Source organism: Burkholderia gladioli (assembly GCF_000959725.1).
GTDB lineage: Bacteria > Pseudomonadota > Gammaproteobacteria > Burkholderiales > Burkholderiaceae > Burkholderia > Burkholderia gladioli.
On the sequence record NZ_CP009323.1, the window covers coordinates 133885 to 157771 of the forward strand.

General features: G+C 69.6%; 24 protein-coding genes. 12 read left to right on the top strand and 12 right to left on the bottom strand.

Annotated elements, in window-relative coordinates:
• The first annotated feature begins 2 nt into the window (after positions 1-2).
• The 8 genes from BM43_RS17435 to BM43_RS17470 all read left to right on the top strand — a co-directional run bounded on the left by BM43_RS17435 (position 3) and on the right by BM43_RS17470 (position 7691).
• Positions 3-1100: a BMP family ABC transporter substrate-binding protein gene (locus tag BM43_RS17435; protein WP_013698606.1), complete on the top strand. Its 1098-nt coding sequence runs from the start codon at positions 3-5 to the stop codon at positions 1098-1100.
• Between the two features lie 64 nt (positions 1101-1164).
• The gene (locus tag BM43_RS17440) at positions 1165-2301 is read left to right on the top strand and encodes an ABC transporter permease (protein ID WP_036050197.1); all 1137 of its coding nucleotides are present in this window, start codon (positions 1165-1167) and stop codon (positions 2299-2301) included.
• Positions 2294-3223 carry an ABC transporter permease gene (locus BM43_RS17445; RefSeq protein ID WP_036050195.1) on the top strand — a complete coding sequence of 310 codons (930 nt, stop codon included), beginning with the start codon at positions 2294-2296 and terminating at the stop codon, positions 3221-3223. The genes BM43_RS17440 and BM43_RS17445 overlap by 8 nt, the downstream gene beginning before the upstream one ends.
• A 27-nt stretch (positions 3224-3250) precedes the next feature.
• Entirely contained in the window at positions 3251-3949 is a 699-nt protein-coding gene (gene biuH, locus BM43_RS17450) for a biuret amidohydrolase (protein ID WP_036050193.1), read from the top strand.
• On the top strand, positions 3949-5799 hold the full coding sequence (locus BM43_RS17455; RefSeq protein WP_052710574.1) for an ABC transporter ATP-binding protein: 1851 nt from the start codon (positions 3949-3951) through the stop codon (positions 5797-5799). Before biuH ends, BM43_RS17455 begins: the two co-directional genes overlap by 1 nt.
• A gap of 16 nt (positions 5800-5815) precedes the next feature.
• A complete protein-coding gene (locus BM43_RS17460; protein WP_036050191.1) occupies positions 5816-6514 on the top strand; it encodes a cysteine hydrolase family protein in 699 nt (232 codons plus the stop codon).
• Positions 6511-6957, top strand: a complete 447-nt coding sequence (gene hpxZ / locus BM43_RS17465; protein ID WP_036050189.1) for an oxalurate catabolism protein HpxZ — start codon at positions 6511-6513, stop codon at positions 6955-6957. Before BM43_RS17460 ends, hpxZ begins: the two co-directional genes overlap by 4 nt.
• Positions 6954-7691: a GntR family transcriptional regulator gene (locus BM43_RS17470; protein ID WP_025099254.1), complete on the top strand. Its 738-nt coding sequence runs from the start codon at positions 6954-6956 to the stop codon at positions 7689-7691. The genes hpxZ and BM43_RS17470 overlap by 4 nt, the downstream gene beginning before the upstream one ends.
• 76 nt (positions 7692-7767) lie before the next feature.
• Here the strand turns inward: BM43_RS17470 and BM43_RS17475 are convergent, their stop codons facing one another.
• Entirely contained in the window at positions 7768-8388 is a 621-nt protein-coding gene (locus BM43_RS17475; protein ID WP_036050187.1) for an HAD family hydrolase, read from the bottom strand.
• A gap of 183 nt (positions 8389-8571) precedes the next feature.
• On the bottom strand, positions 8572-9597 hold the full coding sequence (gene kdgT / locus BM43_RS17480; RefSeq protein ID WP_025099252.1) for a 2-keto-3-deoxygluconate transporter: 1026 nt from the start codon (positions 9595-9597) through the stop codon (positions 8572-8574).
• Between the two features lie 268 nt (positions 9598-9865).
• On the opposite strand from kdgT, the gene kduI reads away from it, so the two are divergent.
• From kduI to kdgR, 3 genes are all read left to right on the top strand, one after another.
• Positions 9866-10702 (top strand): 5-dehydro-4-deoxy-D-glucuronate isomerase, encoded by an 837-nt coding sequence (gene kduI / locus BM43_RS17485; protein WP_025099251.1) that lies wholly within the window; start codon positions 9866-9868, stop codon positions 10700-10702.
• 64 nt (positions 10703-10766) lie between these two features.
• Complete coding sequence (gene kduD / locus BM43_RS17490) at positions 10767-11528, top strand: 2-dehydro-3-deoxy-D-gluconate 5-dehydrogenase KduD (RefSeq protein ID WP_042286236.1); 762 nt, start codon at positions 10767-10769, stop codon at positions 11526-11528.
• A 63-nt stretch (positions 11529-11591) separates the two neighbouring features.
• A complete protein-coding gene (gene kdgR, locus BM43_RS17495; RefSeq protein WP_013698618.1) occupies positions 11592-12428 on the top strand; it encodes a DNA-binding transcriptional regulator KdgR in 837 nt (278 codons plus the stop codon).
• A gap of 42 nt (positions 12429-12470) precedes the next feature.
• Here the strand turns inward: kdgR and BM43_RS17500 are convergent, their stop codons facing one another.
• Positions 12471-13463, bottom strand: a complete 993-nt coding sequence (locus tag BM43_RS17500) for a LysR family transcriptional regulator (protein ID WP_036050182.1) — start codon at positions 13461-13463, stop codon at positions 12471-12473.
• 138 nt (positions 13464-13601) lie between these two features.
• Between BM43_RS17500 and BM43_RS37830 the strand changes: the two genes are divergently transcribed.
• Entirely contained in the window at positions 13602-15071 is a 1470-nt protein-coding gene (locus tag BM43_RS37830) for an alpha/beta fold hydrolase (RefSeq protein WP_063769164.1), read from the top strand.
• Between the two features lie 27 nt (positions 15072-15098).
• On the opposite strand, the gene BM43_RS17510 is transcribed toward BM43_RS37830, so the two are convergent.
• From BM43_RS17510 to urtA, 9 genes are all read right to left on the bottom strand, one after another.
• Positions 15099-15710, bottom strand: a complete 612-nt coding sequence (locus BM43_RS17510) for a LysE family translocator (protein ID WP_036050180.1) — start codon at positions 15708-15710, stop codon at positions 15099-15101.
• Between the two features lie 387 nt (positions 15711-16097).
• Positions 16098-17138 carry an aliphatic amidase gene (locus BM43_RS17515; RefSeq protein WP_036050179.1) on the bottom strand — a complete coding sequence of 347 codons (1041 nt, stop codon included), beginning with the start codon at positions 17136-17138 and terminating at the stop codon, positions 16098-16100.
• A 39-nt stretch (positions 17139-17177) separates the two neighbouring features.
• Positions 17178-17555: an FmdB family zinc ribbon protein gene (locus tag BM43_RS17520; protein WP_036039927.1), complete on the bottom strand. Its 378-nt coding sequence runs from the start codon at positions 17553-17555 to the stop codon at positions 17178-17180.
• 17 nt (positions 17556-17572) lie between these two features.
• The gene (gene fmdA, locus BM43_RS17525) at positions 17573-18811 is read right to left on the bottom strand and encodes a formamidase (RefSeq protein WP_036050177.1); all 1239 of its coding nucleotides are present in this window, start codon (positions 18809-18811) and stop codon (positions 17573-17575) included.
• 57 nt (positions 18812-18868) lie between these two features.
• Positions 18869-19558 carry an urea ABC transporter ATP-binding subunit UrtE gene (gene urtE / locus BM43_RS17530; RefSeq protein WP_036050175.1) on the bottom strand — a complete coding sequence of 230 codons (690 nt, stop codon included), beginning with the start codon at positions 19556-19558 and terminating at the stop codon, positions 18869-18871.
• Between the two features lie 16 nt (positions 19559-19574).
• Positions 19575-20318 carry an urea ABC transporter ATP-binding protein UrtD gene (gene urtD, locus BM43_RS17535; RefSeq protein ID WP_013698626.1) on the bottom strand — a complete coding sequence of 248 codons (744 nt, stop codon included), beginning with the start codon at positions 20316-20318 and terminating at the stop codon, positions 19575-19577.
• Positions 20319-20320: 2 nt separating this feature from the next.
• Entirely contained in the window at positions 20321-21499 is a 1179-nt protein-coding gene (urtC, locus tag BM43_RS17540; RefSeq protein ID WP_036050173.1) for an urea ABC transporter permease subunit UrtC, read from the bottom strand.
• Between the two features lie 62 nt (positions 21500-21561).
• On the bottom strand, positions 21562-22479 hold the full coding sequence (gene urtB, locus BM43_RS17545) for an urea ABC transporter permease subunit UrtB (RefSeq protein WP_013698628.1): 918 nt from the start codon (positions 22477-22479) through the stop codon (positions 21562-21564).
• A gap of 99 nt (positions 22480-22578) precedes the next feature.
• Complete coding sequence (urtA, locus tag BM43_RS17550; RefSeq protein ID WP_013698629.1) at positions 22579-23847, bottom strand: urea ABC transporter substrate-binding protein; 1269 nt, start codon at positions 23845-23847, stop codon at positions 22579-22581.
• Between the last annotated feature and the right edge of the window lie 40 nt (positions 23848-23887).

Below are 23887 nucleotides of genomic sequence, written 5' to 3' on the forward strand. Positions count from 1 at the left end.
TCATGACCACACGCCGCCATTTCCTCCACACCGCCGGCGCCCTCGCGCTCGGCGCGATGCTGCCGCTCGAGCGGGCGCTGGCCGCCTCCGGGCTCACCGTCGGCGCGCTCTATGTCGGCGCGCGCGGCGACTACGGCTACAACCAGGCGCAGGCCGCCGCCACCAACGTGATCCGCAAGCTGCCCGGGGTGAAGATCGTCGAGGAGGAGAACGTGCCCGAGACCATCGCCGCGCAGAAGTCGATGGCCGCGATGATCGAGCAGGACGGCGCGAGCCTGGTGTTCGCCACCTCGTTCGGCTATTTCGACCCGCACGTGCTGAAGATGGCGGCCAAGTATCCGAAGGTGCGCTTCGCGCATTGCGGCGGGCTCTGGAAGGCCGGCAACCCGGCCAACATCACCAGCTATTTCGGCTACATCGACGAGTGCGAGTACCTGAGCGGCGTGGTGGCCGGCCACATGACGAAGACGAAAAAACTCGGCTTCGTGGCCGCCAAGCCGATCCCGCAGGTGCTGCGCAACATCAACGCCTTCACGCTCGGCGCGCAGTCGGTCGATCCGTCGATCACCACGCACGTGATCTTCACCGGCGATTGGTCGATGCCGGTCAAGGAAGCCGAATCCGCCAACAGCCTGGTCGACCAGGGCTGCGACGTGCTGACCTGCCACGTCGACGGCCCCAAGGTGGTGATCGAAACCGCCGAGAAGCGCGGCGCGATGAGCTGCGGCTATCACGCCAACCAGTCGGCGCTCGCGCCCAAGGGCTACCTGACCGGCGCCGAATGGGACTGGGCCACGCCCTACACGCAGCTGGTGCAGGCCGTCCAGGCCGGCAAGACGCCGCCCAACGTGATGCGCGGCGGCCTCAAGGAAGGCTACGTGAAGCCCTCGCCCTACGGCGCGAAGGTGACGCCCGCCGCGAAGCAGGCCGCCGACGCGGTGAAGGCCAGGATGCAGGCCGGCGACTTCGTGATCTTCAAGGGCCCGCTCAAGGACAACAAGGGCGGCACCGCGATCGCGGCCGGCGTGAGCCATGCGCAGACCGACATCGTGCTGGAGAGCATGAACTACCTGGTGGCCGGCGTGGTGGGCCAGATCTGATGAAGGCGCCGACCGACCGCGCCCGATCAGGAGCCCGACCAGGAGCCCAATCCGGAGCCCGACCATGCGCCTGAATCCGCTCGCCGCGCGCTGCGCGCTCGCGCTGCTGCCGGCCGTGCCGACGCTGGCCGCGCTGGCGGCCACCGTGCTGCTGTTCGCGGCCTTCCTGGCCGCCGCGCACGCCCCGGCGCTCGAGGCGCTGGGCCTGATCGCGCAAGGCGCGTTCGGCTCCTCGTTCGCCTGGCAGAACACGCTGCTGCGCGCAGCCCCCCTGATGCTGACCGCGCTGTGCGTGGCGCTGCCGGCCCAGGTCGGGCTGATCGTGATCGGCGGCGAGGGCGCGCTGGCGCTGGGCGGCCTGGCCAGCGCGGCGGTGCCGCTGCTGCTGCCGGCCGGCACGCCGCCCTGGCTCGGGCTGGCCGCGATGGCGGTTGCCGCGATGCTGGCCGGCGGCCTGTGGATCGGCGCGGCCGGCGCGCTGCGCCAGTGGCGCGGCGTCAACGAGACGATCAGCAGCCTGCTGCTGTCCTATATCGCGATCGCGGTGTTCAAGTTCCTGGTGGAAGGGCCGCTGCGCGACCCGGCCAGCCTCAACAAGCCCTCCACGCGGCCGATCCCCGACGCCTTCGCGATCGGCTCGCTGCCCGGCCTCGACGTGCACTGGGGCCTGCTGTGGGGCGCGCTGGCCTGCCTCGCGGCCTGGGTGCTGGTGCGCCACGCCACCCAGGGTTTCGCGATGCGCATCGTCGGCGGCAACCCGCGCGCGGCGCGCCTGGCCGGGCTGCCGGTGGCACGCCTCACCTTGCTGGCCTGCACGCTCGGCGGCGCGGCCGCAGGCCTGGCCGGCCTGTTCGAGACCGCCGCCGTGCAGGGCGCGGCCAATGCCTCGCTGCTGGTCGGCTATGGCTACGGCGGCATCCTGGTGGCCTTCGCGGCGCGCCACAACCCGCTCGCGATCGTGCTCTGCGCGATCGGCATCGGCGGCATGGAGGCCAGCGGCAGCCTGCTGCAGCGGCGCCTGGACCTGCCCGACGCCACCACCCTGGTGCTGCAGGGCCTGCTGTTCGCCAACCTGCTCGCCTTCGAGGCGCTCGGCCCGCGGCTGGCCGCCTGGCGCCTGAAGCTGCAGGACGCGGCCCGCGCCGCCCGGCCGCTCGACACCGACACGGCGCTCGCCGCCATGGAGAACACCCATGCCTGAGCTGCATTCGCCCCTGGCGATCCTGCTGTTGTCGCTGGCGGCCGGCGCGATCCGCGTCAGCACGCCCTACCTGTTCGTGAGCCTCGGCGAATGCCTCACCGAGAAGGCCGGCCGCGTCAACCTGGGCCTGGAAGGCGTGCTGGTATCGGGCGCCATGACCGGCTACGCCACCGCCTGCCTGAGCGGCTCGCCCTGGCTCGGGGTGCTCGCCGCGGCCGGCGCCGGCCTGCTGCTGGGCGCGCTGCACGGCCTGGTCTGCTCGCTGCCGCGCGTCTCCGACATCGCCTTCGGCATCGCGCTGATGCTGCTCGGCACGGGCCTGGCCTTCTTCCTCGGCAAGCCCTTCATCGAGCCGCAGGCGCCGATGCTGGGCTCGCTCGATCTCGGCCGCTGGGCCGCCGGCCTGCCGCAACTGCACAACGCGCTGCGCATCAGCCCGCTGTTCCTGCTCGGCATCGTGCTGGCGCTCGCGCTGCAATGGGGCCTGCGCCACACGCGCTGGGGCATGGTGCTGCGCCTGGTGGGCGACCACGCCGAAACCGCGCGCGCGCTCGGCTACCACGGCACGCGGGTGCGGATCGCAGCCACCTCGGTGGGCAGCGCGCTGGCCGCGGTGGGCGGCGCCTACCTGTCGCTGGTCTACCCGGGAAGCTGGAACGAGGGGCTGTCGAGCGGCCAGGGCCTGATGGCCGTGGCGCTGGTGATCTTCGCGCGCTGGCAGCCGCTGCGCTGCCTGGCCGCCTCGCTGCTGTTCGGCGCGGCCGGCGCGCTCGGCCCGGCCCTGCAGGCGATCGGCGTGACCGCCGGCTACGACCTCTGGAACGCCGCGCCCTATGTGCTGACGCTGGCCATCATGATCCTCCACTGCCGTCCCGATCGCCGCTTCGCCGGCGCGCCGGGCGAGCTGAGCCTCACGCGCTGACGCGCATCGCCAAGGAACGCCTCACCGATGAACCGCCATATCGAAGCCAAACCCTATCCCTGGCCCTATGACGGCGCGCTGCGCCCCGACAACACCGCCCTGGTCGTGATCGACATGCAGACCGATTTCTGCGGCCACGGCGGCTACGTCGACAAGATGGGCTACGACCTGTCGCTCACGCGCGCGCCGATCGAACCGATCGGCCGCGTGCTGGCGGCGATGCGCGCGCAGGGCTACACCATCATCCATACCCGCGAAGGCCATCGCCCCGACCTCTCCGACCTGCCCGCCAACAAGCGCTGGCGCAGCCGCCAGGCCGGCACCGACGGCGTCGGCATCGGCGACGACGGCCCCTGCGGGCGAATCCTGGTGCGCGGCGAGCCGGGCTGGGAAATCATCGAGGAACTCGCGCCGCTCGCCGGCGAGGTGGTGATCGACAAACCCGGCAAGGGCTCGTTCTACGCCACCGACCTGGAGCTGATCCTGCGCACGCGCGGCATCGCCAACCTGATCCTGACCGGCATCACCACCGACGTGTGCGTCCACACCACCATGCGCGAGGCCAACGATCGCGGCTTCGAGTGCGTGATACTGGCCGACTGCTGCGGCGCCACCGATCCCGCCAACCACGCCGCCGCCTTGCACATGGTGACCATGCAGGGCGGCGTGTTCGGCGCGGTGTCGAGCTCGGCGGCCCTGCTCGCCACGCTGGGAGCCGCGTCGTGATGCGCCGCGTGGCGCGCCCGATCGGCGCCGCCAGCGCCGCCGATGCGCTGGACGCCGCCAACGGCCGCGCGCTCGGCATCGAGGTGATCGGCGCGAGCAAGTCGTTCGGCGCGTTCCGCGCGCTCGACCAGGTCTCGCTGAAGATCGCGCCGGGCAGCGTGCATGCGCTGCTCGGCGAGAACGGCGCGGGCAAGAGCACCCTGGTGAAGGGCCTGGTCGGTTACGGGCCGCTCGACGCGGGGCAGATCATCGCCGGCACGCGCGAGGTGCGGATCGCCTCGCCGCGCGACGCGCAGGCGCTGGACATCGGCATGGTCTACCAGCACTTCACGCTGGCCGCGGGCATGTCGGTCGAGGAAAACCTGCTGCTCGCGCGCGCCGCGCTGCCCTGGCGCATCGACTGGCGCGCCGAGCGCGGCCGCCTGGAACGCTTCCTGGCGCACATGCCGTTCCGGCTCAGGCTGGATGCGCCCGTGTCGAGCCTCGCGGCGGGCGAGAAGCAGAAGCTGGAGATCCTCAAGCAGCTCTACCTGGAGCGGCGCTTCCTGATCCTCGACGAGCCGACCTCGGTGCTCACGCCGCAGGAAGCCGACGAGGTGCTCGGCCTGATGCGCGAGCTGGCCAGCGCGCGCGTGCTGACGGTGCTGATGATCACCCACAAGTTTCGCGAGGTGCTCGATTTCGCCGACGCGGTGACGGTGCTGCGCAAGGGCCGCGCGGTGGCGCAGGCGAACGTGGCCGATACCAGCCGCGACGAGCTGGCGGCCTGGATGATGGGCGTGGAGACGGCGGCAAGGGACGCGGCCGATGACGCGACCACGAATGCGACGAATGCGACGAATACGACGACGAGCGCATCGGCAAGCGCGGCGAAAAACGCGGCAACGAGCGCAACGACGATCGCGACGACAGGCGTCGTGACGAGCGCGACCTCCAGCCCCGCCGCATCCCTGCCCGACACGACACTCGCGGCGCGCGCCACGCGCCGCCCCTGCCCCGCCGACGCGCCGATCGGCCTCGAGGCCAGCGGCCTCACGGTGCGCGACGACCTCGGCCTGCCGGCCGTGCGCGAGCTCTCGCTGGCGGTGCGTCGCGGCGAGATCCTCGGCATCGCCGGCGTCTCCGGCAACGGCCAGAAGGCCCTGGTCGAGGCCCTGATCGGCCAGCGCCAGCCGGCGGCGGGACACATGGCGGTGGGCGGCCGTCCCTATCGCGCCACCCGCGAGGAGATGCGCGAGCGCCGCGTGTTCGCGATCCCCGAGGAGCCGCTGCGCAATGCCTGCATCGCCTCGATGAGCGTGGCCGAGAACCTCGCGCTGCGCGACTTCGACCGCGCGCCGCTGCGCGCGCAAGGCTGGCGTCTCGACCGGCGCGCGCTGCGCCGGCGCGCGGCCGAGCGCATCGCCGAATTCAAGGTCAGCCCGCCGCTGCCCGAGCGCGCGATCGGCACCCTGTCGGGCGGCAACGTGCAGCGCGCCGTGCTGGCGCGCGAGCTGGGCCAGCCGGTGGAGGTGCTGATCGTCGCCAACCCGGTGTTCGGCCTCGACTTCGCCTCGGTGGCCGACATCCACGCGCGCCTGCTCGCCGCGCGCGAGGCCGGCGCCGCGATCCTGCTGGTCAGCGAGGATCTCGACGAGCTGCTGGCGCTGTCGGACCGGATCGCCGTGATGTCGGCGGGACGGCTGGTGTTCGAGACCGAGGCGGCCGGCGCCGATCGCGCCGTGCTGGGCCGCCACATGGCCGGGCACGACGAGGCCGACGAGCCGGCCGCGTCTTCCGGCAAGCCCGGAGCCGCGCACACGCATCGCGAACCGGCCCGGCCGGCCGATGCGCCGAGCACCCATCGCTGAGAGAGAGAACATCCCGATGCACTTCGAGGTCCCCGCCCGCCCCGCGCCCTATCGCTACGACCCGGCGCATACCGCGCTGATCGTGATCGACATGCAGCGCGACTTCATCGAGCCCGGCGGTTTCGGCGCCGCGCTCGGCAACGACGTCGCGCCGCTGGCCGCGATCGTGCCGAGCGTGGCCGCCCTGCTCGCCTTCGCGCGCGAGCAGCGCTGGAGCGTGGTGCATACACGCGAATCGCATGCACCCGACCTGTCCGATTGCCCGCCCGCCAAGCGCCTGCGCGGCGCGCCCGACCTGCGCATCGGCGACAGCGGTCCGATGGGCCGCATCCTGGTGCGCGGCGAGCCCGGCAACCAGATCGTCGAGGCGCTCGCGCCGCTGGCCGGCGAAACGGTGATCGACAAACCAGGCAAGGGCGCCTTCCACGCCACCGCGCTCGACGCGCTGCTGCGCGAGCGCGGCATCACGCACCTGGTGTTCGCCGGCGTGACCACCGAGGTCTGCGTGCAGACCTCGATGCGCGAGGCCAACGACCGCGGCTACGACTGCCTGCTGGTGGAAGATGCCACCGCCAGCTACTTCCCGGCCTTCAAGGCCGCTTGTCTCGAAATGATAAGCTCGCAGGGCGGCATCGTCGGCTGGACCGCGCCGCTGCGCGCCCTGCTCGAAGCGGCCCCGCTGCCCGCCGCCCCATCCGCCAGCCCACAGCCATGACCATCGAACTGAATCGCCCCGAGATCCTTGCCGAAGTGCGCGCGGCCTTCGAGGCCTACGAGCGCGCGCTGGTCGACAACGACGTGCCGACCATGGATGCGCTGTTCTGGAACGCGCCCGAGGTGGTGCGCTACGGCATCGCCGAGATCCAGCACGGCGGCGCGGCGATCCGCGCCTGGCGCGCGAGCTGCGAGCCGGTGCCGCCCTCGCGCCGCCTGCATCGCACCGTGATCACCAGCTTCGGCGGCGAGCACGCGACCGTCAGCACCGAATTCAGCAGCGACGCCACCTCTTTGCTGGGCCGTCAGATGCAGACCTGGGCGCGCCTCGACGGGACCGACACGCTGCATCGCGGCTGGCGCATCGTCGCCGCGCACGTGAGCCTGATCGACACGCCCGAGCCGCGAGCCGCGCATTCCTCCACCGGACCCAGCCCAGCGTGAGCGATTCCCCTCTCTCCCCCGAACTCGCCGACGACGAGCAGGCGGTCAATCGCGCCAACCCGCTCGCCGAGCAGGTCTACCAGCAGTTGAAGAGCGATATCTTCGGCTTCCGGCTGCTGCCGGGCGACCGCTTCTCCGAAACCGATATCGCCAGGCATTACGGCGTATCGCGCACGCCGATGCGCGACGGGCTGTTCCGGCTGCAGCGCGAGGGTTATCTGGAGGTGGGTTTCCGGCGCGGCTGGAAGGTCGCGCCGATCGACTTCGCCCAGCTCGACCAGCTCTACGAGCTGCGCATCGTGCTGGAGCTCGCCGCGATCGAGCGGCTCACGGCCGGCGCCGGCAACTGGGCCGATGCGCTGGCCACGCTGCACGCCACCTGGTGCGTCGCGCCCGAGGCGCGCGAGACCGATCCCGCCGAGATGTTCCGCATGGACGAAGCCTTCCACCGCCAGTTGGTGGCGGCTACCGGCAATGCCGAGATGCTGCGCGTGCACAACGAGGTGACCGAGCGGATCCGCATCGTGCGGCGGCTCGACTTCCTGAAGGCGCATCGCACCTCGGCCACCTACGAGGAACACGCCAAGATGATCCGCCTGCTGGAGCGCGGCGCGATCGCCGAGGCCGGCATGCTGCTGCGCGCCCACATCACGCAGAGCCGGCTGGAAGTGCGCAAGATCACGCTGTCGATGCTGGCCGAGGCGCGCGGCAGCAAGCTGCCCTTCGTGCTCTAGCTGCGTGCTCTAGCGCCGTGCTACAGCCGCACGCGCGCGCGCCGTCGCCGATCGACCGGCGCGCGATACCCGGCGCTCAGGCCTCGATCGGCCCCATCGGCCCCTGGCCGCGAATCCACGACCAGTCGGCGCGCTCGGCCATCTCCTTGTCGCCGCGGCTGTCGCCATAGGCATAGAGCTTCGCGGGCGGCTCATCGCCCCACCAGGCCGCGAGCCGCACCACCTTCTGCGGTCCCCAGCAGTTCTCGCCGTCGAAGCGCCCCGCGAAGGCGCCGTCCCGCCAGGCCAGCCGCGTGGCCAGCACCGCGTCGAGACCGAGGGTGGCGGCCCACTTCTCCAGGTACAGCGAGGGCGAGGCGCTCACCAGCACCACCTGGTGGCCGCGCGCCTGATGCTCGCGCACGCGCTCGAGCATCTCGGGGCGCACCAGCCTGGGCAGCTCGGTCTGCACGAAGGCGGTGGCCAGCGCATCGAGCTCACGCGCCGGCATCGGCCCGAAGGCGAACCAGGCGAAGCGCGCCTTGGCCGCGCCGCGTGAAATCAGCCCGGTCTTCATGGCGAGGATCCAGGGCAGCGCGCGCAGGCCCGCGCAGGCGAAACGGCGGGTGCCGACGGCTCGCCGGACGAAGTGCTGGAAGCTGTCGGCGGTGGTGATGGTGCCGTCGAAATCGAAGGCGGCGACGATGCGGTCGGTCATGGATTCGGGAGCGGGAGAAAACAGGGAAACGCGTGCGACCCCGGAAGATAGCAAATTTGCGCGGCCGGCTCGCCAAAACGACAAGGCCGGAGCGCACATGCGGCCCGGCCTCTCGCCCGTCGCGGCGAATCCGCGACGGCGCGCGCCGCCTCTGCCGACGGCGCGCTTGCCCTCCTGCGAGCCTCAGATATGGCCCTGGTGCCCCGACACGCCGACCTGCTGCAGCTTCGCATCGGCCGCGGCCGCGTTGCTGGCCGGCAGGTTGCGGCTGAAGCGGCGCGCCCAGATCGCGGTGACGATCGGTACCAGGATCGCGGTGATCAGGCAGGCGGTGGCCACCGTGGCGGTGGCGGCCGGCACTAGCGGCTTGAACCTGGGCACCATCTCGCCGATGATGGCCGGGTTCGCCACCGCGGCGCCCGCGGTCGACGAGGCGGCGATGCCGGCCGTGCCGTTGCCGCCGCCGATGAAGCGGTCGGCCAGGATCAGCGGAATGCCGGTGACGATGATCACGGCCACGCCGAGGATGATGCCCGGGATGCCGCTCTTGGCGATCACGTGCAGGTCGATGCCGTTGCCGAGCGCGAAGCCGAAGAACGGGATCAGCGGATGCACGCAGCGGCCGAACAGGTCGCGCAGGTCGCGATCGAGGTTGCCCAGCGCGAAGCCGATCAGGAACGGCAGCACCGCGCCCACGAACAGGCGCGGCTCGAACACCGCCACGCCGGCCGCACCGAGGATCGTCATGCTGACCAGCGGCCCCGATTCGAGCGACATCAGCACGAAGGCGCCGGCCTCCTCACGCGTGCCGTACTGCTGCATCACGGCCGCGTAGAGCCCGCCGTTGGTCATGTCCATCGAGGCCACGATGGCGAGGATCGAGAGCCCGGCGAACAGCCCCCCCTTCACCCCGTCGTCGGGAATGAACTGCGCGCAGATCAGGGTGACCAGCCAGGCCACCAGCGTCTTGGTCACCACCAGGGTGCCCGACTTGCGCAGCACCACCCCGGTGGCGCGCAGGTCGATGGTGGCGCCCATGCAGAAGAACCACACCGCGAGGATCGGCACCGTGCCGGCGATCAGCCCGTTGGTAAACGAGCCGAAGTATTTCCCCGCATCCGGCGCGAAGGTGTGGACGCAGGCGCCCAGCACCATGGGCACCAGCATCAGGCCGCCCGGTACGCGATCGATCGCTTTCTTGATATTCACAAGGTTCTCCATCCATGGACGTTCGCGTCCGTTGTCGAATCCGCCGTCTCCCCGACGTGATTTCGGAACGTTATTCCATTCTTTGATCGCCTTACATCGCGGTTAACCCTGCAATTGCCCACCGTCACTCAAGCAAACCATCGACCGTCCCGCCCGTTTCGAAAAAATAACTGGAACAACGTTCCGATTTTTATTCGGCTGTGATCTAATGCGGAACACGCAAAGGGGCTCCGGCGCCCCGCCTCATCGATCCCCAGGAGACAGCAAGATGGAAGTCCGCCAGGCCATACACAGCGAACACGCGAAAACCCTCGATACCGCCGGCTTGCGGCGCCACTTCCTGGTCGAACAGGTGTTCGAGGCCGACGCGCTCAAGCTGACCTACAGCCATATCGACCGCATCATCGTCGGCGGCGCCTTCCCGGCCACCCGCGCGGTGGAGGTGCCCAACGCGCTGGGCAAGACCATCGGCGTGGAGCACCTGCTGGACCGGCGCGAGCTGGGCGCGATCAACATCGGCGGCGACGGCTGGGTGGAGGTGGACGGCCAGCGCCACGCGGTGCGCTTCGAGGAGGCGATCTACATCGGCCAGGGCACGCAGTCGGTGGTGTTCGGCAGCGACGATGCCGCCCGCCCCGCCAAGTTCTACCTGAACTGCGCGCCGGCCCACACCCGCTATCCGACGCGCGTGATCACGTTGCAGCAGGCCTCGCCGGAAACGCTGGGCGACCCGTCCACCAGCAACCGCCGGACCATCTACAAGTTCATCGTTCCGGAAGTGGTGCAGACCTGCCAGCTCTCGATGGGCATGACCAAGCTGGAGCCGGGCAACCTGTGGAACACCATGCCCTGCCACACCCACGAGCGCCGCATGGAGGTGTATTTCTACTTCGGCATGCAGGAGAACTCGGCGGTGTTCCATATGTGCGGCGAGCCGCAGGAAACGCGCCACATCCTGGTCCACAACGAGCAGGCGGTGATCTCGCCGAGCTGGTCGATCCACTCGGGCGTGGGCACCCAGGCCTATACCTTCATCTGGGGCATGGTCGGCGAGAACCAGGTGTTCAAGGACATGGACCACGTCAAGATCGGCGATCTGCGCTGAAGCACGGCCGCCCGGCCCGCGCCGGGCGTCGCCTGATCCATCACTGGCAATCGAGAGGAACCCCATGCCAGCCAATTTCTTCGACCTGACCGGCAAGGTCGCGGTCGTCACCGGTTGCAATACCGGCCTGGGCGCCGGGATGGCGATCGCGCTCGCCGAGGCGGGCTGCGACATCGCCGGCGTCAACCGCGGCGCGCCCACCGAGACCATGGCACGCGTCGAATCGCTCGGCCGCCGCTTCCTCGACCTGCGCGCCGACCTGTCGAGCACGCAGCCGATCGACGACGTGGTGAACGCCACGGTCGAGGCCTTCGGCCGCATCGACGTGCTGGTCAACAACGCCGGCATCATCCGCCGCAACGACGCGCTCGCGTTCACCGAGGAGGACTGGGACGTGGTGATCGACACCAACCTGAAGACGGTGTTCTTCCTCGCGCAGGCGGTGGCGCGCCAGTTCGTCAAGCAGGACGGGCCCGGCAAGATCATCAACGTGGCCTCGATGCTGTCGTTCCAGGGCGGTATCCGGGTGCCCTCCTACACCGCCTCGAAAAGCGGCGTGCTGGGCTTGACGCGCCTGCTCGCCAACGAATGGGCCTCGCGCGGCATCAACGTCAACGCGATCGCGCCCGGCTACATGGAAACCAACAACACCACGCAGCTGCGGCACGACGCGCAGCGCAACGAGGAAATCGTCGGCCGCATCCCGGCCGCGCGCTGGGGCGTGCCGGGCGACCTGGCCGGCCCCGTGGTGTTTCTAGCCTCGCCCGCCTCCGACTACGTGCACGGCCACACGCTGGCCGTGGACGGCGGCTGGCTGGCCCGCTGATTCAACTCCGACCCGGGACACGCTATGCTCACGCCTGAATCAAATTCGAGGGATGGTCTGCACATGGAAGCGATGCTCAGGCGCCGGAAGGACGAGGCCGCCTCCCGGGCGCGGAACGACGAAGGCGGCGAGAAAACGGAATCGGCCTCGGCCGCGGGCAAGGTGTTCGCCGTGCTGGAAGCGCTCGGCGCGCACGGGCCGATCGGCATCAGCGAGCTGTCGAACCGGCTCGACATGTCGAAGACCACGGTCCATCGTTTTCTGCAGACGCTGAAGACGCTCGGCTTCGTCGCGCAGGAAGACGAGACCGAGCGCTACCGGCTGACGATCCGGCTGTTCGAGCTCGGCTCGCAGGCGCTGGAGAGCGTCGACCTGGTGCGCGAGGCGGACGTGGAGATGCGCCGCATCGGGCGCCTGACGCGCGAGGCGCTGCACCTGGGCGCCTTCGACGAAGACCACATCATCTACATCCACAAGATCGACGCCGACTACGGGCTGCGCATGCACTCGCGGATCGGCCGCACCAATCCGCTCTACAGCACCGCGATCGGCAAGGTGCTGCTGGCCTGGATGGCGCCCGAGGAGGCGCGCGAGGCGCTCTCGCGCATCGAGTTCCGCAAGTCCACGCAGAAGACGCTGGCCTCGGCCGAGGCGGTCTGGAGCATCCTGCCGCACGTGCGCGAGCAGGGTTACGGCGAGGACAACGAGGAACAGGAAGACGGGCTGGTGTGCCTGGCGGTGCCGGTGTTCGACCGCTTCGGGCGAGTGATCGCCGGGCTGTCGATCTCGTTTCCGACCATGCGCTGCGGCGCCGACACCAAGGCGCACTACGTGGCCCTGCTCAAGCAGGCGGGGCAGGTGATCTCCTCGAAGCTCGGTTATCGCGGCGAGCCGCTCTGAGCAGCGGCGGCGCGCCAGCCCGAACCCAGGCACGACGAACGATCAGGCGGCCCGACGGGCCGCCTTTCTTTTTGGCGCGGGCGCGGGCGCGGCCGGCTCGTGGCTCGCCGAGGCGAAGGACGCGAAGGCCGCATCGTGCGCGACCTCGCGCATCAGGCGACGGAACCACATCAGCGCCGGGTCGTGCTCCTGGAAGCGGTTGTACTGCACCACCTCGGCCAGCTTCGGGATCGCGAACGGGCAGCGCAGCACGCGCAGCGAGGGCGAGGCGCGCTGCAGCAGGGTGGCCAGCCGCGTCTGCAGCGTCGCCACGCGCTGCGTGCCGTGCAACAGGTGCGGCACCACCTGGAAGGTTTCGGCCGTCACCTCGGCACGGCGCCGGTAACCCAGATCGAGCACGGCGCGGCTGTCCAGCGTGACGATCGCGCCGCCGGCCCACTCCATGATCACGTGCCCCAGCTCCAGGTAGCGCTCCAGCGTCAGGCGGCGCCCCACCTGCTGGTTGCCGTCCCACACCAGGCAGGACCAGCCGTCCTCGAACAGCAGCTCCGAGGGATAGGCCGCGCCGGCGCGGAAATCCGGCGTGATCAGCAGGTCGATCTCGCCGTTCTCGAGATGGACCAGGCCAAGCGTGGCGGCGGTACGCACCCGGAAGCGCATGTTCGGCGCCTCGATCGAGGCGCGCCGCAGCACCTCGCCGAGGAACACGCTGATCACGTAATCGGAAGCCTCGATCACCAGGGTGCGGTCCGAGCTGACCGGATCGAAGCAGGGCGCGTCGTGGGTGATCGACTGGATCTGCCGGAGCACCTCGCGCACCGGCTGGCGCAGGTTCTCGGCGCGCGAGGTCGGCACCAGGGTCTTGCCCACCGGCACCAGCAGCTCGTCGTCGAAATACTCGCGCAGCCGGGCCAGCGCGCAACTGGTCGCCGACTGGCTGAGGAACAGCCGCTGGGCCGCCTGGGTCACGCTGCGCGCGTCGAGCAGCGCATCGAGGACCACCAACTGGTTCAGGTCGAGCTTGTTGAAACGCATGGCGGCGGCTCCATTGATGGCCTCAATACATCGGGCGCGAACAATCAATTTTACACAGGCTCGGCGCGCGGGCATCGTGCGGATTCACGCCGCTCCCGGCGCGTCGCCACCGCCTCCTCCCAGCCAAGGAACCGCCCCATGTTTCGCCCCGCTTCACGCTGTCTTGCCTCACGCTTTCTCGCCGCCCTGCTGGCCACCTCGGCCTGCTTCGCCGGCCCCGTCGCGCATGCCGATCCCGTCTCGTATCACTACGCCAGCGTCGACGGGCTGCGCCTGTTCTATCGCGAGGCCGGCGATCGCGCCAAGCCGACCTTGCTGCTGCTGCACGGCTTCCCGAGTTCGTCGCACGAGTTCCGCGACCTGATGCCCCTGCTCGCCGGGCAATTCCACGTGATCGCGCCCGACTACCCCGGCATGGGCTACAGCGAGGCACCGCCCGCCGAGCGCTTCGCGCCGAGCTTCGACAAGGTGACGAGCGTGATCGAGCACTTCGTCGCGAGCCTGGGCGAGCCGCACCTGATCGTCTACATGACCGATTTCGGCGGCCCGGTGGGCATGCGCCTGGCCCTGCATCATCCGGACTGGATCGACGGGCTGGTGTTCCAGAACGCGGTGATCTCGGAGGACGGGGTCGATCCCGCCCGGCGCCGGCGCGACGCCGCGATCACGGGCGAGGCCACGGAGGCCAAGCGCGCGCTGGCGGAAAGCCATGTCTCGCTGGCCACCGCCCTGCTGCTCTATCGCCACGGCGCGCGCGAGCCCGATGCGCTGAACCCCGATGCCTGGACCAACGACGCGGCCGCGCTCGCCAACCCCGACAGCCGCCGCATCATGACCGACCTGCAACTCGACATCCCGAACAACGTGGCCGCGTTCCCGGCCTGGCAGGCCTGGCTGCGCGAGCACCAGCCGCGCACCCTGGTGGTGTGGGGCAGGAACGATCCGATCTTCGTGCCGGCCGGCGCCGAGGCGATCCGGCGCGAGGTGCCCGACGCGGCGATCCACTACTACGACACGGGGCACTTCGCGCTGGAGGAGGATCACGACGATATCGCCAGGCAGATCGGCGGCTTCTTCGCGCCGGTTCACGTGCGCGGCCGGATCGAGTCGGTGGAGGGAGCGACGGTGACGGTGCGCACCCGCGAAGGCGCGACGCAGGTCCTCAAGCTCGATGCGCGCACGCGGCTGGCCGCCGTCAAGCCCTATGACCGCGCCCGGATCGAGCCCGGCAGCTATGTCGGCGCGGCCGCCGTGCCGAGCGGCGCCGGACTCGGCGCGCTGGAGGTGATGGTCTATCGCGAGGAGCGGCGCGGCACCGGGGAAGGCCATTACGCCTGGGATCTCGCGCCCGGCAGCAGCATGACGGGCGCCACCGTGACGGCGGTCACGGCCGAGCCCGGCGGCCGCGACCTGGACCTGCGCTACGGCAGCGAGACGCTGCGCGTGCATGTGCCCGATTCGGCGCCGGTGGTGACCTACGCGCCGGCCGGGCGGGAGGATCTGGTGCCGGGCGCCTACCTGTTCGCGGTCGCGGCGCCCGGCGATCACGGGCAGTGGCGAGCCGGCGCGATCTCGGTGGAGAAGGACGGCGTCAAGCCGCCGCTGTGATACCCGGCAGGCTTGGCGGAAGCGCCCTCAGCGCGTGGCCATCACCACCGCCGCGCCGGCCATCATGGTGGCGCTGGCGCGGTTGGCCACCTTCACCGCGCGGCGGCTCCTGAGCAGCCGGCGCGCGCGCACCGCGAGCAGCGCCCAGCTCAGGTCGACGGCGGCCATCACCACCAGCATGGTCAGCGCCAGCTCGGCCCAGGCCAGCGGCCCGACATGGGAGAGGTCGACCAGCGTGGGCAGCAACGCCACGTAGAACACCATGATCTTGGGATTGCCGAGCGAGACGGTGAGGCCGGCGGCGAACATGCGCAGCGGCGACTGGCCGCTCGGCAACTGGCCGTCGTCGACGGCGGCCGGCGCGAGCCACATCTTCACGGCCAGGAACAGCAGGTAGACGATGCCGGCGATCTTCAGCAGCAGGAAGGCGGTCGCGAAGGTCTTGGCCAGCGCGGCCAGGCCCGCCACCGCGAAGCTCATCCACAGGATCTCGCCGATCCACATCGCGGCCAGGAACGGCAGCACGTCGCGAAAGCCGTTGCTCATCACGCGCGCGACCAGGGCGGCGATCCCCGGCCCCGGCGAACCGGCGGCCACCATCAGGGCCAATGCGAATACCAACAGGGCGGACAGCGCCATCGAAGCCTCCAGGACAGGCGGCGGCGCACCGGGGCGATGGCTCCGGCAAGACGCCGCGAGCCGCCATCTTAGCGCAGCCGCGTGCGGCCCTGGCCCGGCTTGGCCGCCAGCGCCGCCGCGCCTGACTCGCCATCGCCGCCTGGCAGTCGCTGGCTTGCCATTGCTGGCTTGCCATTGCCTGGCTCTCGCTGATTTGCCGTTCCCGCCTTGCCTTCGATGCCTTGCCTTCGATGCCCTGCCTTCGCCGACTTGCCGTCGCCGCCCTGCCTTCGATGCCTCGCCCTCGCCGCAGGCCGGCAGCAGCGCGGCGGCGCGCGCGTCGATGCGCGCGCCGCCGGTCTGCCTCCCTGCTCCCTCGTGCCAAACCCCTTCGCCTCGCCTGCCCGCCTAGCGCGTATTGGCTTCCGCCTGGTGAGGAATCCCCTCGATCGGACATTCGGGCGTGCCCGGCATCGGCCGCGTGATCGCCTCGGCGGCCGCGCGCGCCTTCTGCGGATCGTTCACCCAGTCGCGATAGAAGCCGAACGGGCAGTCGGCCACGCCATGCACGCTGTCGCCCGAGTTGATCGTGCCGGTGTAACCGCGATGCAGCAGCTTGTAGAGATGGTTCTGCGACTGCAGGTTGCGGCGCGCGTCGCGGATCTGCGAGACCGACAGCTCCGCGTACTGCACGCCCATCTCCTCCTCGCCGCATTCGCCGAGCGTGCGGCCGTCGAAGCCGACGATCGCCGAGTGGCCGAAGTAGGAATAGACGCCGTCGAAGCCGGCCGCGTTGGCCACCGCCACGTAGGTGTTGTTCATCCAGGCCATCGCCTTCGAGACCAGCACCTGCTGCTCCTTGGCCGGGTACATGTAGCCCTGGCAGCGCACGATCAGCTCGGCGCCCTGCATCGCGCAGTCGCGCCAGATCTCGGGATAGTTGCCGTCGTCGCAGATGATCAGGCTGATCTTCAGGCCCTTCGGCCCGTCCGTCACATAGGTTCGATCGCCCGGGTACCAGCCTTCGATCGGCGTCCAGGGCATGATCTTGCGGTACTTCTGGACGATCTCGCCCTGGTCGTCGATCAGGATCAGGGTGTTGTAGGGCGCCTTGTTCGGGTGCTGCTCGTGGCGCTCGCCGGTGATCGAGAACACGCCCCACACCTTGGCCTGGCGGCAGGCGGCCGAGAAGATCTCGGTTTCCGCGCCGGGGATGGTGGAGGCGGTCTCGTACATCTCGGCCTCGTCGTACATGATGCCTTGCGTCGAATACTCGGGGAAGATCACCAGGTCCATGCCCGGCAGGCCGCGCTTCATGCCGACCAGCATCTCGCCGATCCTGCGCGCGTTCTCCAGCACCTCGGCCCGGGTATGCAGCCGCGGCATCTTGTAGTTCACCACCGCGACGCCCACGCCGTCGCGGCTGCTCGAAATATCGCCATGTCGCATCGTCTTGCTCCGTTCGCTTGGTTGGCGGGATGGCCCCGCTCAGTGACTGATCATCCAGGGCCGGCCGGCGGGACGCTTGAGCGCGCCCGCTGCCCCGCCGCCGGCTGCCGCCGCGCCGATCGCGCTGCCGCCGCTCGCGCCGGCGAGCGTGGCACGGCCGCCCGAACAACACCCGCAGCCGGGCCGGTGCCGGGACGCGGCGCCCTCGCCCGACTGGCGCGGCGCGTGCGCGGCGCGCTCGTTGGTGGCGTGCGCGATGCGCCGCTCGCCCGACATCAGCGCCAGCGACGGCGCCGTGAGCTGGCGCGCGGCGATGGTCCCGCACACGGGACAGGGCGCGGGCCGGTCGCGCTCGGCGATCGAACGCAGCGCCGCGAAGGGCCCGCAGGTGTCGCAATGGAAGTCGTAGATCGGCATCGCGCGCTCCCCGGCCCTCAGGCCTTCACGAGATCGTAGGAGATCGGCAGGTCGACCTCGCCCTTCACATGGCGGATCGGCCCTTCGGCGTTCGGCCGGATGTCGAAGTCGAAGATCTGGGTGGGCAGCCAGAGCGTGGCGCAGGCGTTCGGGATGTCGACCACGCCGCTGATATGCCCCTGCACCGGCGCGCAGCCGAGCAGCGAATAGGCCTGCGCGCCCGAGTAGCCGAACTTCTTCAGGTACTCGATCGCGTTCAGGCAGGCCTGCCGATAGGCCACCGTCACGTCGAGATAGTGCTGGCCGCCCGTCTCGTCCACCGAGATGCCCTCGAAGATCAGGTAGTCGTTGTAGTTCGGCGTGATCGGGCTGGGCTGGAACACCGGGTTGCGGATCCCGTACTTGGCCATGCCGCCCTTGATCAGGTTCACGCGCATGTGGACCCAGCCGGCCATCTCGATCGCGCCGCAGAAAGTGATCTCGCCGTCGCCCTGGCTGAAGTGCAGGTCGCCCACCGACAGGCCCGCGCCGTCCACGTAGACCGGGAAGAACACCTTCGAGCCGCGCGACAGGTCCTTGATATCGCAGTTGCCGCCATGCTCGCGCGGCGGCACGGTACGCGCGCCCTCGGCGGCGGCACGGGCCTTGGCCTCGCCGCTCAGGCTGCCCATGTGCGCGGTGGCCGCGAACGGCGGATTGGCCAGCGGCGGCACGCGCTCGGGGTTGGTGGCGATCAGGCCGGTCTCGCGCGCATTCCAGGTTTCCAGCAGCTTGGGATCGGGCAGGCAGCCGATCAGGCCCGGGTGGATCAGGCCCGCGAAGTTCACGCCCGGGATATGGCGCGAGCTGGTGTACATGCCGTGGAAATCCCAGATCGACTTCTGCGCCGAGGGGAAATGGTCGGTCAGGAAACCGCCGCCGTTGGTCTTCGAGAAGAAGCCGTTGAAGCCCCACTGGCTGTCCGACTTCGCGCCGATGTCGAGCAGGTCCACCACCAGCAGGTCGCCCGGCTCGGCGCCCTTCACGCCCACCGGGCCCGACAGGAAGTGCACGATCGACAGGTCGATGTCGCGCACGTCGTCGGCGCTGTCGTCGTTCTTGATGAAGCCGCCGGTCCAGTCGTAGGTCTCCAGGATGAAGTCGTCGCCGGGCTTGACCCAGCAGGCCATCGGGATGTCGGGGTGCCAGCGGTTGTGGACTTGGGCGTTCTCGTAGGCGGACTGGTTCAGGTCGACCTTGATCAGGGTATCGGTCATCTCGTGTGCTCCTCGCTTCGGCAATGAATGGGATGGCGCGCCTCGGGCGGCGCGCCCTCAGACGGACAGGTATTCGCGGATGCGGTCGGTGTCGCCGGCCTCGCGCGTGCTCTGGTGGACGAAACGGCCGCCCTCGATCACGAACAGCCGGTCGGCCACCTCCAGCGCGAAGCTCAGCACCTGCTCGGACACCACGATCGCGATGTCGCGCGTGGCGCGGATCTGGTTGAGCGCGCGGGCGATGTCCTTGATCACCGAGGGCTGGATGCCCTCGGTGGGCTCGTCGAGCAGCAGCACCTTGGGATCGGTGGCCAGCGCCCGCGCGATCGCCAGTTGCTGCTGCTGGCCGCCCGAGAGGTTGCCGCCCTTGCGGCGGCGCATGTCGAACAGCACCGGGAACAGCGCGTAGAGATCGTCGGGCACGGTCTGCGATTTCGCGTTCTCCAGGCCGGTGCGGATGTTCTCCTCCACCGTCAGCGAGGCGAAGATCTGCCGGCCCTGCGGCACGTAGCCGATGCCGCGCGCCACGCGCCGGAAGCTCTCGTCCTTGGAGACGTCGGCGCCGCCCACCTTCACGCTGCCGCGGCTGGCCGGCAGCATGCCGATCAGCGCCTTGAACAGCGTGGTCTTGCCCATGCCGTTGCGGCCCATCACCGCCACGCTTTCGCGCGTGCCGACCGAGAAGCCGATGCCGTGCAGCACCTCGCTCTGGCCGTAGCTGACGACGAGATCGTCGACTTCGAGCATCTGGGGTTCCTCCTGTTCAGTGGCCGAGATAGACGTCGATCACGCGCGGGTCGGCCTGCACCTTGGCCATCGGCCCCTCGGCGAGGATCCTGCCCTGGTGCATCACGGTGACCTTGTGCGCGATGCGCTCGACGAAGGCCATGTCGTGCTCGATCACGATCATCGAGCGCTGCTGGCAGATGCGCCCGAGCAGCTCGGCGGTGATCTCGCGCTCCTTCACGCTCATGCCGGCGATCGGCTCGTCGAGCATCAATAGTTCGGGGTCCTGCATCAGCAGCATGCCGATCTCCAGCCACTGCTTCTGGCCGTGCGAGAGCAGCCCCGCCTCCAGGTCGAGCGCGGCGGCCAGGCCGATCTCCTCGGCCACCGCCAGCACCCGGTCGCTCACCTCGGCGTCGCGCTTGAAGGCCAGCGCGCCGAACACGCCGCGCCCGCGCGGATAGGACACCTCCAGGTTCTGTGAGACCGACAGGTTCTCGTAGATCGAGGGCGTCTGGAACTTGCGGCCGATGCCCTTGCGCACGCGCCGGTACTCGGCGAGCTGGGTGATCTCCTCGTTGCGGAACTTGATGCTGCCGCCGGTCTCGCGGGTCTTGCCGCAGATCAGGTCGAGCAAGGTGGTCTTGCCAGCGCCGTTCGGGCCGATCACCACGCGCAGCTCGCCGCGCTCCAGGTAGAGGTTCAGCGAGTCGATCGCCTTGAAGCCGTCGAAGGACACACTCAGGTCCTCCACCGCCAGCAGGAAGTCGGTATTGCTCATGGTCATGCCCCCCGCTGGGTGGTGTCGCCGAGCCAGCGGCGCAGGCGAGCACGCAGATGCGCCTCGTAGAGGCCGGCCAGGCCGTTCGGGAAGGCCATCACCACGCCGATGAACATCGCGGCCATCAGGTACAGCCACAGGTTCGGGAAGCTCTCCGAGAACCAGGTCTTGCCGAGGTTGACCAGGATCGTGCCGACCACCGCGCCCACCACCGACATGCGCCCGCCCACCGCCGCGTAGATCACCATCTCGATCGAGGGCACGATGCCGACGAAGGACGGCGACATGAAGCCGACCTGCAGCGTGAACATCGCGCCGCCGATGGCCGCCAGCATGGCGGCCACGCAGAACGCGAAGACCTTGAACATCGCCACGTCGTAGCCGGAGAAGCGCACCCGGTCCTCCTTGTCGCGCATCGCCAGCAGCAAGGTGCCCACCTTGCCGCGCTGGATCCAGCGGCAGGCCAGCATCGCACCGATCAGCAGCGCCGCGTTGACGAAATACAGCACGTACTTGGCCGAGTTGCCCTGGATGTTCCAGCCCAGCAGCGTGCGCAGGTCGGTGATGCCGTTCACGCCGCCGGTGTAGCCCTGCTGGCCGATGATCAGCACCGAGAGGATCAGCGCTACCGCCTGCGTGATGATCGCGAAATAGACCCCGCCCACGCGCCGCTTGAACATCGCGAAGCCGACCACGAAGGCCAGCAGGGTGGGCACCACCAGCACCGCCAGGATCGAGAACGGCAGCGAGTGGAAGGGCTTCCACCAGGCCGGCAGCGCGGTGAGCTGGTTCCAGTCCATGAAGTCGGGAATGCCCGGCGTGGTCTGCGTCCTGGTCGAAACCGGATCGGACGATTCGAGCTTGAGGAACATCGCCATGGCGTAGCCGCCCAGGCCGAAGAACACGCCCTGCCCCAGGCTCAGCACGCCGCCGTAGCCCCAGGCGATCACCAGGCCCACCGCCACGAAGGCATAGGTCAGGTACTTGCCCATCAGGTTCAGGCGGAACGCATCGAGCGCGAGCGGAAACACCACGACGATCAGGATCGCCAGCAGCACGATGCCGGCATAGCCGGAGGCGTCGGCGCGGCGCGCCAGCGCGCGCCAGCCGCCGGGGCTGGCCCGGCCGGCGGGCGGCACCGCGGTGCTGGTGGCGCCGGCGACGGGTTGGATGGGTTCCATGATGGCTCTCCGGTGGGAGGTCGGGATTCGGTTGAACGGGTCGTGAAGCGGCTCGCCCGCGCTCAGGCGCGGCGCACCTTGGAGGCGAACAGGCCTTGCGGGCGCAGCATCAGGATGATCACCACGGTCAGCAGGGTCAGCACGCGGGCGGTCGAGCCGGACAGGAAGAACTCGCTGATCGACTGCATCTGCGCGATGCCGAAGGCCGAGGCCACCGTGCCGAGCAGGCTGGCCGCGCCGCCGAAGGTCACCACCAAGAACGAGTCGACGATGTAGAGCGAGCCGCTGGTGGGGCCGGTCGAGCCGATCGCCGTGAACGCGGCGCCGGCCACGCCGGCCACCCCGCAGCCGATCGCGAAGGTCATGCGGTCGGTGAGCCGCGTATTGATGCCGGCGGCGTTGGCCATCGGCCGGTTCGCCACCGTGGCGCGCACCCTCAGGCCCCAGCGCGAGCGGTACAGCGCCAGCAGCAGCCCGCCCGTCATGATCAGCGCGAGGCCCATCACGAACATGCCGCTCACGGGGATGTCGAGCCCTTGCGCGGGCTCCCAGGAACCCATCAGCCAGTCGGGCAGCGCGGGGCTCACCTCCTTCGGGCCGAACGCGGAGCGGAACACCTGCTGCATGCCGAGGCTCAGGCCCCAGGTGGCCAGCAGCGTGTCGAGCGGGCGCCGGTACAGATGGCGGATCAGCGCCCACTCGGCCAGCCAGCCCGCGGCGAAGGCGATGAAGAAGGCCGCCACGATCGCCACGAAGAAGTAGACCGGCGTGAAGCCGTGCCAGACGTTCTGCGCGAACCAGGAGAACAGGTAGACCGTGTACGCGCCGATCGTCATGAACTCGCCATGGGCCATGTTGATCACGCCCATCTGGCCGAAGATCACGGCGAGACCCAGGCCCATCAGCAGCAGCACGCTGAACAGGCTCAGGCCGGCGAAACCCTGCATCAGGGTGATATTGAAAATGTCGGTGGCGGACATCGGTTTTCTCCTCGCGCGGTGGCCGCAAGCGGCCGCCGCGCGTCGGCTATGCGCAAGGCGGGATGGCAGGACGGGCGTGGGCGGCTGAGCCCGCGCCGCTTACATGTAGCCCTTCGGGAACGGGTTCGGCTGGATCGGGTCGGTGGATTGCGCCACCACCTTGAACTGGCCGTCGGCCTGCCCCTCGCCGATCAGCGAACGGCTCCAGAGGTGGTGGTTCGCGTCGACCTTGGCGTAACCCTGCGGCGCGTTCTTCAGCTCGATGCCGGCCGAGGCGGCCACCACCTTGTCGACGTCGAAGCTGCCGGCGCGCTCGCAGGCGGCCTTCCAGATCCAGGGCCCGAGGTAGGCGGCCTGGGTGACGTCGCCGATCACGGCCTTCTGGCCGTAGCGCGCCTTGAAGGCCTGCACGAAGGCCTTGTTGTTGTCGTTGGTGAGCGACTCGAAATACTTCATCGAGGAATAGAAGCCCGCGAAGTTCTCGCCGCCGATGCCGAGCACCTCGTCCTCGGTGACCGACAGGGTCAGCAGGAACTGCTTCTGCGGCGTGATGCCGGCGGCCTTCAACTGCTTGTAGAAGGCCACGTTCGAGCCGCCCACCACGGTCGTGAAGATGCAATCCGGCCGGGCCAGCTTGATCTTGTTCATCAGCGAGTAGAAGTCGGTGGTGCCCAGCGGGTAGTACTCCTCGCCGACCACCTTGGCATGCAGGTGCTGCTCGATATGGCGGCGCGCGATCTTGTTCGAGGTGCGCGGCCAGATGTAGTCGGAGCCGACCAGGAAGAAGCTCTTGGCCTTCTTGGTGTTGGAGGCCCAGTCGAGCGCCCAGAGGATCTGCTGGGTCGCTTCCTGGCCCGTGTAGAACACGTTCTTCGACTGCTCGAGCCCTTCGTAGAAGGTCGGGTAGTACAGCAGGCCGTTGTCCTTCTCGAAGATCGGCAGCACCGCCTTGCGCGAGGCCGAGGTCCAGCAGCCGAACACGGCGGCCACGTGGTCGTTCTCCAGCAGCTTCTTGGATTTCTCCGCGAAGGTCGGCCAGTCCGAGGCGCCGTCTTCCTGGATGATCTGGATCTTGCGGCCCAGCACACCGCCCATCGCGTTGATCTGCTCGATCGCCAGGCGCTCGGCCTGGATCGAACCCGTCTCGGAGATCGCCATGGTGCCGGTGGCCGAGTGCAACTGGCCGACCGTCACCGTGGTGTCAGTAACAGCGAGCTTGGTGGTGTTGACCTTGGCGGTCGGCGGGGTCTGCGCGCTGGCGGCGCGCGGCAGGCCCAGCGCCATCAGCGGGGCGGCCGCGAGGCTGCCGATCAGGCGCCGGCGCAGCGCCGAGGGGGCTTCGTCATCGTGTCGATCGTCCATGGACATCCCGTTCTCCTTGTCGGTTCGGTCCGCCGGAGCAGGTGGC

Coding starts and splice junctions, on each gene's coding strand:
- BM43_RS17435 (WP_013698606.1), top strand. CDS start 3: ATGACCACACGCCGCCATTTCCTCCACACCGCCGGCGCCCTCGCGCTC.
- BM43_RS17440 (WP_036050197.1), top strand. CDS start 1,165: ATGCGCCTGAATCCGCTCGCCGCGCGCTGCGCGCTCGCGCTGCTGCCG.
- BM43_RS17445 (WP_036050195.1), top strand. CDS start 2,294: ATGCCTGAGCTGCATTCGCCCCTGGCGATCCTGCTGTTGTCGCTGGCG.
- biuH (WP_036050193.1), top strand. CDS start 3,251: ATGAACCGCCATATCGAAGCCAAACCCTATCCCTGGCCCTATGACGGC.
- BM43_RS17455 (WP_052710574.1), top strand. CDS start 3,949: ATGCGCCGCGTGGCGCGCCCGATCGGCGCCGCCAGCGCCGCCGATGCG.
- BM43_RS17460 (WP_036050191.1), top strand. CDS start 5,816: ATGCACTTCGAGGTCCCCGCCCGCCCCGCGCCCTATCGCTACGACCCG.
- hpxZ (WP_036050189.1), top strand. CDS start 6,511: ATGACCATCGAACTGAATCGCCCCGAGATCCTTGCCGAAGTGCGCGCG.
- BM43_RS17475 (WP_036050187.1), bottom strand. CDS start 8,388: ATGACCGACCGCATCGTCGCCGCCTTCGATTTCGACGGCACCATCACC.
- kduI (WP_025099251.1), top strand. CDS start 9,866: ATGGAAGTCCGCCAGGCCATACACAGCGAACACGCGAAAACCCTCGAT.
- kduD (WP_042286236.1), top strand. CDS start 10,767: ATGCCAGCCAATTTCTTCGACCTGACCGGCAAGGTCGCGGTCGTCACC.
- kdgR (WP_013698618.1), top strand. CDS start 11,592: ATGGAAGCGATGCTCAGGCGCCGGAAGGACGAGGCCGCCTCCCGGGCG.
- BM43_RS17500 (WP_036050182.1), bottom strand. CDS start 13,463: ATGCGTTTCAACAAGCTCGACCTGAACCAGTTGGTGGTCCTCGATGCG.
- BM43_RS37830 (WP_063769164.1), top strand. CDS start 13,602: ATGTTTCGCCCCGCTTCACGCTGTCTTGCCTCACGCTTTCTCGCCGCC.
- BM43_RS17510 (WP_036050180.1), bottom strand. CDS start 15,710: ATGGCGCTGTCCGCCCTGTTGGTATTCGCATTGGCCCTGATGGTGGCC.
- BM43_RS17515 (WP_036050179.1), bottom strand. CDS start 17,138: ATGCGACATGGCGATATTTCGAGCAGCCGCGACGGCGTGGGCGTCGCG.
- BM43_RS17520 (WP_036039927.1), bottom strand. CDS start 17,555: ATGCCGATCTACGACTTCCATTGCGACACCTGCGGGCCCTTCGCGGCG.
- fmdA (WP_036050177.1), bottom strand. CDS start 18,811: ATGACCGATACCCTGATCAAGGTCGACCTGAACCAGTCCGCCTACGAG.
- urtE (WP_036050175.1), bottom strand. CDS start 19,558: ATGCTCGAAGTCGACGATCTCGTCGTCAGCTACGGCCAGAGCGAGGTG.
- urtD (WP_013698626.1), bottom strand. CDS start 20,318: ATGAGCAATACCGACTTCCTGCTGGCGGTGGAGGACCTGAGTGTGTCC.
- urtC (WP_036050173.1), bottom strand. CDS start 21,499: ATGGAACCCATCCAACCCGTCGCCGGCGCCACCAGCACCGCGGTGCCG.
- urtB (WP_013698628.1), bottom strand. CDS start 22,479: ATGTCCGCCACCGACATTTTCAATATCACCCTGATGCAGGGTTTCGCC.
- urtA (WP_013698629.1), bottom strand. CDS start 23,847: ATGTCCATGGACGATCGACACGATGACGAAGCCCCCTCGGCGCTGCGC.